This is a genomic window from Paenibacillus eucommiae (genome assembly GCF_017874215.1).
Lineage (GTDB): Bacteria > Bacillota > Bacilli > Paenibacillales > NBRC-103111 > Paenibacillus_AI > Paenibacillus_AI eucommiae.
Window position 1 is genome coordinate 70410 of record NZ_JAGGLB010000010.1, and the last position, 15724, is coordinate 86133.

General features: G+C 43.9%; 12 protein-coding genes. 1 reads left to right on the plus strand and 11 read right to left on the minus strand.

Features of this window, described 5'->3' with window-relative positions; genetic code table 11:
• Nucleotides 1–202 precede the first annotated feature (202 nt).
• From J2Z66_RS16015 to J2Z66_RS16055, 11 genes are all read right to left on the minus strand, one after another.
• Nucleotides 203–1933, minus strand: coding sequence for an SGNH/GDSL hydrolase family protein (locus tag J2Z66_RS16015; protein WP_209972453.1), 1731 nt, complete (start codon nt 1931–1933; stop codon nt 203–205).
• 36 nt (nt 1934–1969) lie between these two features.
• Nucleotides 1970–3733, minus strand: coding sequence for a putative phage tail protein (locus J2Z66_RS16020; protein WP_209972454.1), 1764 nt, complete (start codon nt 3731–3733; stop codon nt 1970–1972).
• A 17-nt stretch (nt 3734–3750) separates the two neighbouring features.
• On the minus strand, nt 3751–5208 hold the full coding sequence (locus tag J2Z66_RS16025; protein ID WP_209972455.1) for a hypothetical protein: 1458 nt from the start codon (nt 5206–5208) through the stop codon (nt 3751–3753).
• 64 nt (nt 5209–5272) lie between these two features.
• Complete coding sequence (locus tag J2Z66_RS16030; RefSeq protein WP_209972456.1) at nt 5273–6142, minus strand: carbohydrate ABC transporter permease; 870 nt, start codon at nt 6140–6142, stop codon at nt 5273–5275.
• Nucleotides 6142–7110, minus strand: coding sequence for an ABC transporter permease (locus tag J2Z66_RS16035; protein WP_209972457.1), 969 nt, complete (start codon nt 7108–7110; stop codon nt 6142–6144). The genes J2Z66_RS16030 and J2Z66_RS16035 overlap by 1 nt, the downstream gene beginning before the upstream one ends.
• 116 nt (nt 7111–7226) lie before the next feature.
• Nucleotides 7227–8792 (minus strand): extracellular solute-binding protein, encoded by a 1566-nt coding sequence (locus J2Z66_RS16040; RefSeq protein WP_209972458.1) that lies wholly within the window; start codon nt 8790–8792, stop codon nt 7227–7229.
• Between the two features lie 180 nt (nt 8793–8972).
• Entirely contained in the window at nt 8973–11168 is a 2196-nt protein-coding gene (locus J2Z66_RS16045; RefSeq protein ID WP_209972459.1) for a helix-turn-helix domain-containing protein, read from the minus strand.
• 351 nt (nt 11169–11519) lie between these two features.
• Nucleotides 11520–11606: a putative holin-like toxin gene (locus tag J2Z66_RS42675; protein WP_281068847.1), complete on the minus strand. Its 87-nt coding sequence runs from the start codon at nt 11604–11606 to the stop codon at nt 11520–11522.
• Between the two features lie 228 nt (nt 11607–11834).
• Nucleotides 11835–11921 (minus strand): putative holin-like toxin, encoded by an 87-nt coding sequence (locus J2Z66_RS42680; protein ID WP_281068847.1) that lies wholly within the window; start codon nt 11919–11921, stop codon nt 11835–11837.
• Between the two features lie 145 nt (nt 11922–12066).
• Nucleotides 12067–12477 carry a hypothetical protein gene (locus tag J2Z66_RS16050; RefSeq protein ID WP_209972460.1) on the minus strand — a complete coding sequence of 137 codons (411 nt, stop codon included), beginning with the start codon at nt 12475–12477 and terminating at the stop codon, nt 12067–12069.
• A gap of 190 nt (nt 12478–12667) precedes the next feature.
• Nucleotides 12668–13576 (minus strand): AraC family transcriptional regulator, encoded by a 909-nt coding sequence (locus J2Z66_RS16055; protein ID WP_209972461.1) that lies wholly within the window; start codon nt 13574–13576, stop codon nt 12668–12670.
• Between the two features lie 202 nt (nt 13577–13778).
• Between J2Z66_RS16055 and J2Z66_RS16060 the strand changes: the two genes are divergently transcribed.
• Entirely contained in the window at nt 13779–15650 is a 1872-nt protein-coding gene (locus tag J2Z66_RS16060) for an extracellular solute-binding protein (RefSeq protein WP_209972462.1), read from the plus strand.
• Nucleotides 15651–15724: the final 74 nt, after the last annotated feature.

Consider the following 15724-nt stretch of genomic DNA (forward strand, 5'->3'; position numbering starts at 1 on the left):
TACGGTACAGTTGGTTTGTAATCATACTCGGGAAGAAGCTGTCATTATCCTGTTTAACGTCATTGAATACCTGGAAACCTATCAACAATCGACGGAGGCTGCTCAGGATCAGCTAAATGAACCCCTAATAAATCCATAAACCTCCAAGGAGCTGTAAGCAGCCATGGAGGTTTATGGATTTATTCAATGTTCTTTGTCTTCATCATATTCCTAATGAGATTCCCATCTCTGACAGCCTATCCGTTAACCACCGTATAAACACTGCAGCCACCCGTTGATCCCAAAGCGTACCGTCGATTCTTGTATCCGAATACGGATGATTAATCATGTTTTCTTTTAATTCCGTTAAACAATAAATGCCCCACCGATCGAGATGACGGAAATAGTCATACATCCCGATAAATACAACCCCACATGCCTCCGCTACCTTACGATGAATGTCATATACCCGCTGAAAATTCGCCGGATTATACGCCGGTATAAACATCGGGTTCCCGCCATTTAAGGCAATAATCACAATGACAGCTTGCGGATTATGCTCTCGAACCCAGTCTACTATCCCCGTCATCGCGACATAAATATCCTCGCTGCTGCAGCCTGTATCGTTAATTAAATAATCTATAAAAATGATATCATATGACTGCTCTATCAATATCGATTGCGTCCTCTTCACATGAGTAATTCCATGTACAGAAGAATGTCCGCCATCAGCTGAGTTGGAGCTATATATTCGTTTGTCCGGAAACAGCTGATGCAGCTGTTTGGTAATAAGCAGCGGCCAATCGCCGCCATAAGTTGTACTCTCCCCGTGGAAACAAAGATGAATGTCCTTCTTATTCGCCAAAGATGTCAGCCACTCGATCCCAATCGCATGATTTTCTTCAATAGTCACTTGTTTAATAATGCCTTCAAGGGTGAGATCCATTCCGCGTAAATCCATCACATTGGCGGGAAATGTATGTACTTTAGCACAAGTTAGCTCCGGATATTCAGCCAGCAGCCTCCGCCAAGGCAGCCGGACCTGCCAGAAGACAGGCGGACCGTCTTCCCTGGCAACCGGTAAATCGACTTCTCCATTTTCGAGAACCGGCTGAATCAGTGACTGTCCTTCTGCTCTCCCGTAAGCACAAAATGCTGTTCGCACATCAACCACCTGATTACCATTATCATGAGTATTGCTACCACTACCATGAATGTCATCATCATGAATGTCATCGTCACGTCCACCTATTTTCACTTCATAGGTCCGTGGCTGATAATCAATATGACGGCTGTCCCATGCAAATCCTTCAGCATTCTTCCATTGTCCCTTGCTATCGCTGTATTCAATGATACATTTGCGTTCATGTACAGCAGCGGCTCCCCATGGGATAAATATAGAAGCAAGGGCGGTTGCATGACCTGGCGGCTGAGGCGAGTCCGGCAGCAATAAGTTCGTTTCGTCGCCATATCTCCACTCCCCCTCCTGGGCACCAATCCTGCCACTGGCATCAGCGTAGATCAGGTCATAGCGGCATGTATATACGTCATAATCCAGTAAGACGGTTTCATTTACTTTCAATCTGCCCCCTGGTTTAACCATCACCGAGCCCCAATAATCATCGTATACATAATCTTCATCAGGTACATATTCGGTTTGCCGGTCAACTCCGTATACACGAAGTGATCCAGGAACCCGCAGCTGATACGGTTTGAAGTTCGATCCTCTTCGTCCGCTCCAATTCCATCCGCAAGGGGAAGTCTTACCTTCTCGTTCCAGCGTATAGAATTGTTCACGCAGCGCAAGCTGCCGAGATGGTGTTAGGAGCAACCTTTCTATTCCCTCAACGGCGATACGATTCCCATCCGCTTCTATTACCCCAGCTGTAATGGTAACCGCCATCCCTGCTGGATTCGTTTGGGAAACCTTAAGTCCTTCTATCCATTTTACCATCAACGTTTAATTCCTTTCTGAAACTATATCCTTCTTTTAAACCGTTCTAACCGCTATCCATCTTATCCACCAGCCCACTCCCATAATGGAACCATCGGATTCGTAAGGGATAATCGTAAATCCACTTACAGATACGGGATGAATAGCACAGCTCCTGCCATGCGTAGGGGTCTGTATGATGGCATGCACATAATCAATCTTCGAAAACTCGGATGCATCCGGCAGTGAAATAACAATGGAAGATCCTGTTGTTTCCACACTCCCCGTATCCACACGCTGATTGTCATTAACGAAACTTTTCGATCTTCCGTTAAATTGATTTTGTAGCGGGATGCCTGCAGCCAGTTGTCCAACAGATACGATGTTATTAAGACTGGTCGAAGGATTAACGATGTGATAAGCAGGTGAGTTTAATCCGAAATAGCCTCCATCCAGCTTGAGTTTGGCACCGCTTTGCAAATAGAATATGGCATCCCCAAACGGCCTGCGGTCCGGCCAACCCATAAGGATCGTATAATCCAATGGAACATTTTTGATAGTAACGGCTGAGGACCCGCCCTTAATGCTGAAAATAGCCTGTTCTTCAAAAGGAATATTCGTTCTATTTGCGTCCCGGTAAAAGTATTCATAATCCTGCCTAAATTCCAATATTTCGGCTTCTATAATGCCACTACATCTCAAAGCAACGCCATCATGCCACTCCATGCCAAATTTCAGGTTAACAGAAATGGCCGCAGGCAAATCAAGAGCAATAGGCATATGATCAGAAGGACATTTGTTGGCATGGGTGCTTGTGCCTTGAATATATCCCCTTAGCTCAGAGTAAACAAGATTAACTACCCTGAAAGCAACCATGCAATCATCGATTTTTAAACCGTCAAAATATAAAGAAGTACAAGCAGACCCGGCACTACCCGATTCAAGCGGATCGGCATAAAAGCCGTAAAAGCAGTTGAGAATCCACAACGACCTGCATTCCCCGCCCCATACGGATTTGCCCTTGATCCCGTATTCAAAATTTTCAACCAATACATTCTCGAAATAAAAATGATAAGCATTATTCAGATGGACGCCTATACTTCCATTGCCGCGTTGATATTTGTTTGCAGCGTAATCTCCGTCTATGGTCAAATTCTTAATGGACATTGGGGTTATGAAGACAGCATCAATTTTTACCGTAAAAGCTGAATCGAACCCATAGCTGTTTTGCGTTGTATTCCTTTTGATGATTTTCGTACCTTCTCTTGACTCTCCAAATATGTTTTTGTCATTGGTTAATTCTACTGAGTTTACGAATACATAATTGCCGTTAGGCACATAAACCCAATCCGCATTGTTTATAGCTAGCTGAAATGCTTGATTCGCTGCCGTAATGCCATCCCCTATTGCGCCAAACCAGTGCACATTCACTGCACCGCTGTATACTCTTTTGAATCTATATCCCGATGCAGAAACAAGAATGGTACCCGTATTGTCAAGGGAAGCCGTATCCAAAGGATCATAAACAAAAGGGCCTTCCTGATATTTATCTTTTACAAAATACATATGATCTACATCTGCCCCTATGGTCATAGCTCTCAGCTCGGCTATCGTTGTCATCTGACAACAATTTGGTTGTACATCGTCATCATCTCCATAGACAGCTTCTGTGACACTGCTCTGACCATGCCCATAGGCAATACTGTTTGCTCCACCAAGAAGACTGCCTGCCGCTAGTCCAAAGCCCGCCATCCCAAGAGAAGCGAGCATACCTCTTCTACTCATTAAACGCTCTTTGTGTTCATTCTCCTCAATTTTCATATTTAACGCCTCCATTTTCAATTAAATTTAAAAGAATATAGATCTGCGTCTCTCATTGTGATTTCCATGTGAACAGGTTTCCCGGATAATAGCGCTGCGTCTCCATCCTCAAAAATGACTATTTTCTCAAGATTATCACCGAACAATTCAACCGAATTAAGCTCTGCTTGCTCTCCGATCAGCTTGATTTTCACATAACCAACAGCGGATGTGGCGAAGTTAATTGATAATTGATTGCCCTCAAATATAAAAGGTTTGGTCACTATCGTGCACGGCTTATACTTGGCATTGTAGGATACAAATCCATCTATCCTCATGGTATAGCGCCGCAAAATAGCGGGCCTTTTTGACATATGGTATTCAAAAGCGTACATCGAGAGCTCACTCGGCCTATCTGGCAAGTCGTTCCCGGTTTCAATAATGCCAAGCGCCGGATAACAGTCTCCATAAACCCAGTTGTACTCATACTCCAGACCAGGTGTCATAAACGCTTCATCCCAACGCTTCCATTTCTGGCCGTCCCGTGATGACATAAAGATACAGTCTGTAAGCGTCAGGCCTAGACGCGGGTGAATCTCCATCCGTTTCTTACGCCTTTCCACGCCAGCAAGCTGATCAAAATTTGGAGTCCATGCTTTCTTTTCCACATAACGGGAAGGGAAGCCCACAAGCATATGATCCGCACGGTAATAGGGCTGAACCACATTTGTGTAGAGCGGATAATCATCAACTTCACCAAAATCGAGCAGGACCGGGACCGTCCAGTTTTTAAAATCAGACGATACCATACGGCGAATATCCCTAATGCCAGCATTCAGATCATCACCCGGTATATTGTGAAAATCGCGAATATAGCATACATACTGCTCTGTATATGGATCCCAAAAAGCGATGTTCAGGGTATCAAATTTACCTTGATTGGACATGCGCCATGCCTTTTTAAAATGAATACCGTCCGCACTAGTAAAGCACCACAAATAATGGCTGTTGCCAAAATCATCAATTCCAACTCCTTTATAAAGCTCATCCTTGGGACAATCGGGATTTGTATCTTTAAACACAGAGAAATTATCAAATTTAGCGGTATGTTGATCCAGGATAATATTATTTTCCTTTGAGCCTTCAAACTCGCATATACCAAGCTTTGGCTTTATCCATTTCTTCCCGCAGACACTCTCGGCATAGCATACCACTATCGGACGCGACACATCTGAAGTTGCTTCTGAAGCTGCATTTGCATGTGCATCCGGATCCGGCATCTCCCAACCCAGATAATACATGCGGTAAAGTCCATCATCCTTGACAATGCAGTGGAAATCACAGCCATCCCCCTCCCATGGCTCATCGTGTTCGATAACCACTTCCTTTGGCTGAAGCTTGTGCAGCTTTAATTCAGCTGTTGTTGATTCATTGTCGATCAGGTAATCGTCCCATAACAGTTCCCGACGGCTCCCGATATTGATTGCATCAGTCATTTTATATTTCCCCTTTATTAACGTAGTTTGTTGGTTGCCTTCCAACATCGACCATTAACAGAAATTAACCCTTAACAGAACCAACGATGACCCCTTTAACAAAATATTTTTGTATAAATGGGTATACGCAAATAATCGGTAACGATGTGACCAAAATGGCGGCCGCCTTAATCCCTTGCTGTGGAATACTTTGCTTAAGTTCCAAAGAATTTGAAGGATCCTTGGAGGCAAAATCAAACGAAGAAATAATTTCTCTTAAAATAAGCTGAAGAGGCCATTTATCCTGCGATTGCAGGTACAGAGAAGCAGGAAACCAGCTGTTCCAGTGTCCTACGGCATAAAATAAGCCTACAGTTGCAATGGAAGCCATAGACATCGGCACGATGATTTTCCATAAAACAATCATTTCGTTCGCACCGTCAATCAAAGCGGATTCCTCAACCTCCTTGGGAATTTCCATAAAGAAGCTGCGCATCAAAAACATATACCACGGACTGATTAGTGCAGGTAAAATCAGTGCCCAGAGCGAGCCTTTCAGTCCCAGCTTCATAATCAGGATATAGCTCGGAATCAGGCCACCACTGAAAAACATCGTTATGAGTACAAATACAGACATTGCATTCCGGTAGGGCATCTGCTTTTTGGACAAGCCATACGCCAGACTGCCCGTAAATAACAGACAGCAAAAAGTACCCGCGACCGTAACAAAAAAACTAATAGCAAAGCCCTTGTAAATGAATAAGTTATCTGCCAGCAAATATTTGTAAGCCTGTAAACTGATATGCTTGGGAAATAACGTATACCCATAATTAATAATATCTTCGTTCGACATCAACGATTGGCTGATCAATATCATAAAGGGTACAAGGATTGTCAACGAAAGCAATACGAGTGCGATTACATTGAACATGTCAAAAAGCTTTAGCTTCCGCATTACCAAATTCCCTCCCGTCCCAATCGCTTGACGATGATATTAGTTGCCAGTACGAAGAACAGTCCAATCACATTTTTAAACATACCGATCGCTTGGGCATACGAATACTTGTTATTGATCAAGCCTTCCCGGTACACGTAGGTGTCAATAATATCACCGACGCTGTAGACTTTAGGCGAATACAGCAGCAAAACCTGCTCGAAGCCGGCATTAAGAATACCTCCAACGGTTAGCACCAGCAAAATCGAAATAATGTTCGCCATCCCTGGTAAGCTGATATAGATCATTTGCTGCAAACGATTGGCTCCGTCCATCTTCACGCTTTCATATTGGGCTGGATCAATACCCGCCAGCGCTGCGATGTAAATAATACTGCCCCAGCCGATAGTGGCCCATACCTCGCTGCTTACCAGGACACTCCGGAAATAGGACGTTTCACTCAGAAAAGAAATTGACTTCCCTCCGAACATCTCAATGAGCCAATTCACCGCACCGGTAGTCGGAGACAACACAGCAATAACCATTCCCGATATGATTACCCAGGATAGGAAATGCGGCAAATAAGAAATCGTCTGTACGATCTTTTTAAATCTCATCTGCCTGACTTCGTTGAGCAATAATGCGAGCAGAATGGGAGCCGGAAATCCGAAAATAATTTTATATATACTGATTAACAGCGTATTTTGCAGCAGTCTGCCGAAGTAGTAGGAATTGAAGAAATTGCGAAAATGCTCCAATCCGACCCAATTGGGATTAATCCATATACTCGATATGCTGGAAAAAGGTTTAAAATCCTGAAAAGCTATAATCACCCCATACATAGGTATATAATGAAAAACAAGAAAATAGAGCAGACCTGGTGCTACAAGCAAATATAAAAATTTATATTTCCGCATCTCCGCAAAGTAACGCTTTTTCGGCGCGGGGGGAAGCACCCCATGCCCGCTTATGGTTGTTTTCGAATGCATGCCTCATTCCCACATTTCCTTATAAGGTCCCCTTTACCTCAGCCTGCTGTTGATCTGCAGCTCTCATGCACTTGGCCTGCACTTGGCTTCCAGCAAAGGGGGCCATATGTTTGAATTTACGGCCTGGCGGCCTTGAACTGCTCATTCCGGTCTTCGATCATCTCTTGGCCGCCAATATCCAGCCATTTTTTCATTAATGAATCCCATTCGCTTAGTTGAACCTCTCCTGAGAACACTTTCATCTTCTGTTCCTTCATAAACGTTTCGAGATCCGCAAGCTTTGCGTTAGATTTCCACTTGGCCTTATCGTAAGGAACACCTTTGTCGATGGCATCGAAGCGCGGCAGGCTCTCCGCCTGACTCTTCAATTTGGTATACATCAGATGGGAAAATGAAGTTAACGGAAACATAAGACCGTCATTGAAATCCATTTGAAACATCCAATAGTGAGCATTATAGTTAGCCTTGCTCAAATCCTGTTTATCTTCCCCGATCAATTCGACCTTACCGTCACTTAATCTCGTATAGCTTTCGCCTTCCACGCCCAGATAGACCAGGTCGTAACCTTCCTTTGTTGCATGGTAATCCAGAAATTTCATAGCCGCTTCCGGATTTTTGCTTTTCTTCGTAATGACGGTTACCAACTGCGCATAAGGAAAGGTGGGCAGCTTGTTAATCCCTTTGCCATTCAGCACGATAGGCTCATATTCCGCCTCTGGCACCGTTTTCGTGAGAACCTCCAACGCACCTATTGGAGCCGAATACCAGGTCGCTAAGGCGCCAACTTTGTTTTGCCCGATAATTTCAATTTGTTTATCTGCTTTGGAAAGAATCATATCCGGCCATATATACCCTTTTTTGTTCCATTCAACGAATTTTCCCATCATCTCTTTATAAGCTGGGTTTAATTCGGGAGGCATCAAGGTTCCCTTGTCATCCTGCCACCATTCCATCGCCTGCGGCAGGAAAAACGGAGCAAAGGCTAGTTCTAACCGGTCTATGTCCCCCCAGCCTGTGGATAGCGCATAGGTTCCATTTTTACCATTTTTACCTGGATCTTCCTTTTGGAATGCCTCCATCATAGCTTCGAACTCTTCAATGGTAGTCGGTTTGGGAAGTCCTAAAGCTTTAAGCCAGTCGGTGCGAACTTCGAGTACATTCGGCGTGATAACTGATGGCGATACTGGAATTCCAATAATTTTACCCTCATAAACAACCTCTTCAAGAGCCTTCGGATTCATATTCTGTTTGATATTAGGACTATTTTCGATAAGTTCATCCAACCAGATAATAGCATCATTCTTATACAGCTCGATTGCTTTTTCCATCGTAATCAGAGGAATAATATCCAGTTGTTCATTAGTTGAGAGCATTAAATTTAATTTGGTATCGTATTGATCGCCAGGCGCAAATACCACTTGAACATCTGCTCCTGTTTTTTCTTGAATGGTATCATGTACATGCTTCTCTACATCAGAACCTTTGTTGTAGCTTGCATTGCTGTTAATTGCCACTATTTTTACAGGTTCCTGTGTGCCATTCCCCTCTTCCTTGGGTTCAGCTGTATGCGTCGTTCCGGTTTCCTTGGTTGGCGACGGATTTGATTTGCTGCTGCAGGCAGCAGCCGAAACTGCTAACATACATATAACAGTTAATATAAAGAGCTTTTTGGTTATTTTCAAAATAAACCCCTCCGTCTAATTGGTGCATCCTCTTAACCTGTGCATCAGCATGTTTTTTCCGATTGGCGCCAATCGTTCATGTGATACCTTTATCATGCTTTGCCCAAAGCAATTTCGCAATCACACAATGTTAAAATCGCTGTAAAAATCACTGTTGGCAGTAGAAAAAGCCTATTCTCATCAAATATCAGCCAAGCTGGGCTGACGGTTCCGCTCTCTGTTCCACAGTAAGGTGCGATATTCTGTCGGCGTGATACCGGTGTACTGCTTAAAAACTTTGGCGAAGTAGCTGTTGCTATTAAAGCCAACCATGCGCCCAATTTCTGATATTTGTGTGCGGGTTTCACCAAGCAGCCCTTTCGCCTTTTCAATCCGGTATTCGCTTAAATAATCAATGAAGGTCTTATGATAATGCTCCTTGAAAAGGTGACATATATATTGCTTCGTAACGCCTATGTACTCCGCCACATCATCCAGTGAAAAATTCTCAGCGAAATGCCCGGCGATATAAGTATCAATCTTTACGGCATATCCATTGAAATCGGAGTCATAGTCCGCTGTAAATTTTTTAAAATGAGTGTAAAAAAACTGTTTGACTGTTGCCACGTTCATAATGCCCTTGTCATTGATCAGTCCATTAATATCCTGCAGCAGCATCATGCTGTCCTGATCAAACAGTTTAATAAGCAGGGAAACCGTATGATAAAAGTTGCAATTGTATTCATTAACGCTAATCCGGTCTGAGAACATGCCGTTCAGCAAATCGATGTAGTCCTTTTCATTTTGCTGTCTAATGGCAAGTTCCAGCCTATCGGCGGTAGCATCATCACTGAAACGGCTCTTCTCATAATCCATGGGCAGCTTGTTGTAGCAAAACAGGTTGGTATCGGAAGTGTAAATACGCCCAATATTGTTAGCATACAAAGCTTCCGTGTACGAGCGGTGGATGTTGTCCAGCTGATATACGCCGCCAATACTAATCGTGACCTCAGCTAGAAATTCTTCATCAAAACTTGAAATCAAATCAACAATCAAAGCATTGAGATCCGGCTGCTCAAGCCGAAAAAGAGCGATACATGCATGCGGTGATTCCGCGAATAAATCGACTGAAAAGCGATCATTCAGAGCGGCTTCCAGCTTGCGCTGCAGCGTTTCTTCCTCATTTAACCACTCGGCTTCGCTTGGAATCGTCCATAGAGTAATCACAAGCGATTGATCGTAGTCAGCCAAATAAGCTGATGTATCTACACTGTGCGACAAGCGATTTTTGATCAGATGAAGGAGCAGCGTTTTTGTCAGCAGCTGTTCATTTTGGCTTAATTGTAATTTGAGCTCATCATTGGATTGAATCACCTTATCAAACACGGTACCGATCCACTCAAACTCTCCCTGCTTGGCTGTCCTGCTGCTCATGACGTTCGTCATCCGGGCAAGAACCCTGCGAAGCGGCTTATACAGCTGGCGGGACCCAAACATAATCATTCCAACAATAAGTAAAGCCAGGAAAACAAACATGCTAAACATTTGGTTTCGTGATTTGTACATATCATGATATAGAGCAGAATTATTGATTTCACTAACTAAGTTCCAATTCAGCGACTCCAGCTTATAGCTGTTGACAACCTTATTCTTGTTAGGTGCCATTGCCTGTGGCCATACAGCAATTGAGCCGATTTCTTCTATATTTTTACTGAATATCACCTTACCTGAATCGTCCGTCAAATAATAGCTGTAAATATCATGATCGATATTGAGCTGCTTTAAAAAATCATTATACATATTTTCGACATTCACATTGAACACCATATAATTTTGACTTACATCCAAAAAGGGCAGTTTGACAAAAACGGAAACCACATATTTAGGAGACTTATCCGGCTGCTGTTTAAGCTGGTTAGGCTCCTGCTTTCTAGTTTCTGTCAGCTTCATTTGGTAAGGTGTCATCTGGTCATCCATCACTTCCTTTTGAATCCATTCAAAAGGGGTGTTCTCCATACGCTGAACGATACCGTAACCGGAGACGAGAACAAAATCTTCCGTTTTGTTATATAGCATAATGTTTTCAAAGTACTTATTCATCTGCTTATCCGCGTATAATTGTTCCATTATTTTCGATTTGTCAACAACCGATTTCGTCCGCGCATATTTGGCATCATTACTGAAAGAAAAAACAATATCTTTGATTTGGCGTAATGTATTCTCCATGAGGACTCCCGTACGAACGAGCTCGTTCCTATTTTTGGAGTCAATAAGCTCAACTGACTTGTTGAGAAATAAATTAGCATTGTAAGCGCTAGCAATTATTAATGGAGGAATCGAAACAAGCAGCAATATGAAGATAATTTGAATCGTATACCTATTTATAGTGATTTTCATACTGTTACATCCTTTCTCAGGTAAACATTTCCGATGGGCTAGATTACAATAACTTCATACCAGCTGGAATCACTAGTTAATCAATTGAATATAATTATTGCATTGTATGATTCGGCTTTCAATATCAATATGTTAATCTGAGTTGTAAAACTAGCCTGGATCAGGCATAGAAAGTCGCATCACAGCAGAAAATTACGAATAACTTGCAGGTATAAATTAGTCATGCTAAGATTAAGATAACAAAAGAGACGTGCGCCAACACGTCTCCTGCACAGGCTTGGGTGGATAATCCTCCTGAGTAAATATTTTTTCGGAGAAGTAACCCACTTTGGCGGTCAACCATAGAGCGGGTTACTTTCTTTTGTCAATGTATGTGAGAAGCGCCAGTATAAAGCTACCGAACGCGAACATAATCATGAACGTCTGGAAAGTTTCCATGGCATCTGCCTCCTTTCCGGAGGAATGCCGCACCCAAGGTTGTCCTGTACGAAAAATAGTATACAAGCAGCAGATCTTGAATAACTTGCAGGTATAAATCAGTCATGATAAGATTAAGATAACAAAAGAGACGTGCGGCTAACACGTCTCCTGCACAGACTTGGGTGAGAATCCTCCTGAGTAATTAACGCTAGAAGTAACCCACTAGGCCGTCAACCTATGAGTGGGTTACTTCCGTTTGTCAATGTATGTGAGAAGCGCCAGTATGAAGCTACCGAACGCGAACATAATCATGAACGTCTGGAAAGTTTCCATGGCATCTGCCTCCTTTCCGGAGGAATGCCGCACCCAAGGTTGTCCTGTACGAAAAATAGTATACCATATTTTAGGAGCCGAAAGGCTCTTTTTTTTAACCCATACAATTTTGCATGATGCTCATGATGCTTACCGAGAAGCTGTACTAGTGCCCATGCCTACTTGGTTTTTTAATAATAATATCGTATTCTCCCTCACCTGATTCAGAAATAATACGGACCTGCCAGGTACCTTCAATAGTTGCAAAAAATTTCACCTCATCAAAATACTGCTTATTCGTCAGTTCTCCCCGCCATACTATGTCTCCTTTTGGAGTGATAACTTCATATTTAATAAGCCCCGACTTATTTTTAATTCCCATCTCGATTTTTACTTGTCTGTAATTCTTTTTGACCTCTGCATGTATGACTAGCGGTACTGACTGGTTTTTATGTATTTTACCAGAAGAGTTAGCCAGAATTTTAGCACCACTGGAGCTGTCGCCCCCTGTTAATGTGATCACAACAATAATAAAAGAAATCATGATGGCGAGTCCAAGGTAGGATTTAAACGTCATAGGTTCTCCTTTGGTGTATTTTTAATTCCCTCGAAGGCTGCTGTGTGGCTGGAGGAGAGTGCTGCTTCATTTTGTTAATGCCAATCTAGAAGGGAAGCTCTCCTTTCCTCAAACTCAGGTTAGCAGGCAGATCCATATATTCCGGAATCACGTGCATCAGGCTCCTCCCGGTTCTTAACCGAATGAAATTTTACTTGGTCCGAAGCTCTTCACTAAGTCCGTTGCCGAATCGGGCCTTGATCGACCGGGCATATTCCGTCGGCTTCATATCCGTTAATTGCTTGAATTGCTTGGAGAAGTACTGCACGTTATTGAAGCCGAGCGCTTCGGAGATCTCTGTAATGGAGCGGATATCTTCGCGGATGAGCTTCTTCGCCTCCTCCATCTTCAGCCGGTTGAAAAATTGCTTGAGCCCGTATCCGGTTTTCGCTTTGAACAACGTGTGGAGCTGCGTTTTCCCGATGCCGAAGTGTTTGCAAATATGCTCAACGCTAAGCGGCACAGCCAGATTTTTTAGGAGAAACCCAATGACATCCTCGATTAAATCTTCCTCCCTGTTCATCTTCAACGTAGAGCTGTTATTGGGCTCCGCGCGCCAATTTGATCTCCTGCGTATGAACTGCAGCAATAAGATTTCAAGGTAATTTTTGATGAATTGTTCGCCGCCGAACGAGGATGGCTCTCTCCTGGCGATTTGTCCGGAGTAAAGATCCAGTTCGAAGGATTGGTATGCTTCTTTCAGAATGAGGGAGAGCATACCCTTCTCGCTGTCCGTCAGGGGGAAGGACTGGTTTTCGAAGAAGGACATGCAGGCGGACGTACAGTCGAACGATACGATCATGATATTGGGGGTGGAATGATTAACCGGATGACCCCAATGGATGGAGTTCGGTTTGTAGAAAATGATCTCTCCCTGTTTGAGCGGGAACAGGGCTCCATCGACATAGAAATGAATCTGTCCCTTATCGATATAGACGAATTCCCAGAAGCTGTGCTGGTCGTTGCCCGCCTTGAAATCATGGGTAAGCTCGAAATAATAGAATGTATACAGATTGCTGATCTCCAGTTCCAGATTGAGGCTGATGCTTCGTTGTTCCAAACGTGTATTCCCCCAGTCCGTTCAGTTTCACTTTCCCTTCTTTCGTTATTATAACTTATCGGATGAAACTATAAAATATCCGAACGATTTGACACTGTTTTTCGCTTCCTTATCTTGTAAACTTGATAAAGAGAGCGCTATCAAAAGAAATCGATTTCTTCATGCTCTGATGCAACAACATTCTGCGTAGGGGGTAACGAATTTGAAAAAAGTTGTACGAATGGGCCTGATTGTAACACTTGCCAGCTCCATGTTCCTGTCTGCATGCAGCAATAACGAGAAGGCGGGAGGAGACGAAGGAGCTTCAAACGAACAAAATGAGCAAAGCGGTCAAAATGGGCAGAGTGAACAGACCGACAATTCGACCGGCAAGAAAATGACTTATCAGGAATGGGAGGATTCATGGGAATCTTCTCCCTATCCGGACTTGCTCCCTGCTCCATGGGATAATGCGAAGAAGTTTACGGAAGAGTATACGTTCCGCAGAACTCCGGACAACGTCGAAAGGAATTTCGACGGCAAGGTGTATACCGAAGGCTGGCCGATCACGAAGGAAAAGATTAAATTGAAAGTGCTTGCCAGACAAGACCCGATGATGCTCGACATCAAGGACAACTATGTATTCAAGAAGCTGGAGGAAAGAACGAACATCGAAATTGATTGGACACTTGTTCCCACCGAACAATTCCAGCAGAAAATGAACGTTATTCTGGCCAGCGGAGATTTGCCCGATATCATCTTCGGCGGCAGCCTCACGAAAAGCGAGGAAATGCGATACGGGGTAAAGGAAGAATTGCTGCTTCCCATCAATGACCTGATCGACAAGTATGGGACATGGATCAAGCATACATTTGAAGTGCGTCCAGAAGTCAAGCAATCCATTACGACGCCGACCGGCAATATTTACTCGATTCCGGCCGTGTACAACAATTACCACGTCTCGATGGGGATGAAGGGCTGGATCAACAAAACATGGCTTGACAAGTTGAACTTGCAAGTCCCGACAACAGTGGAAGAATACTACGAAGTGCTGAAGGCTTTCAAGACGCAAGATCCGAACGGCAACGGGAAGCCTGACGAACTGCCCCTTGTCGGATCCCCAGGCGTATGGTTTGGGAACATTACCGGCTTTTTCATGAATCCTTTTATTTACAATGGCGATCCTGACCATATGATTGCGGAGAACGGCAAATTAAAGTATGCACCCATCCAGGACGGGTACAAGGAAGGTCTGAAATGGTTAAACAAGCTGTATGCGGATAAATTGTTCGATTCCAGCGTGTTTACGATGAACGGTGAACAATTGCAACAATTGGGCGATGCTTCGGAACAAATCGTGGGAAGCTATCCCGGTGGATATTATGGCGTTGCACTCGGCAATTTTCTGACCAATCCGCGCAGCGACGACTATGTGCCGCTCCCGCCGCTTAAAGGGCCGAGCGGAGCCGTCAACGGATTTTACAACCCCTACATGTATGCGAATGGACTTTTCGCGATCACCAAAGCGAACAAGCACCCGGAGGCGTCACTCCGATGGGCTGATCAATTCTATATGGTCGAAATGGCAAGCATGGTGTGGCGCGGCAGATTGGGCATCGACTGGGAGTATGCGGAGCCGGGCATGAAAAATTTGTTCGGAGACGCCCAGGGCGTGTACGTGACCAAAGAAGACAGTGTAGGCAGCAAGCCGAACAATGTGTTTATTCATCCGATTGCTCCTCCGTATTCGGTACCGCTCAAGGAAATATCCGCCCAGAATGCGGCAGTCGGAGTCGGGGGATCCGCATATGAAGCCAACATGACGAAATGGACCAAGGAGCTGTATGAAGGTCATCAAATCAAGGAACCAATTCCGGTAGATATGTATTCCGAAGTGGCCGATGCCGACGAGTACGCACAGCTGAGCACAGTCATCCAAGAATATGTCAGGGAAAGCACGACCAAATTTATTATGGGCAAGTGGAATCTCGACAAAGACTGGGACAATTATGTGGAACAACTGAAAAAAATGAAGGTGGACCGTCTCGTCGAATTAAAACAGAAGCAATATGATGTATTCCTTAATGTAAAATAATGAAGCAATATGGAGGATGGAGCATAATGTCTCTGCCCTCCTTATATTCCAACTCGCGAAATCGGAGATGAGCC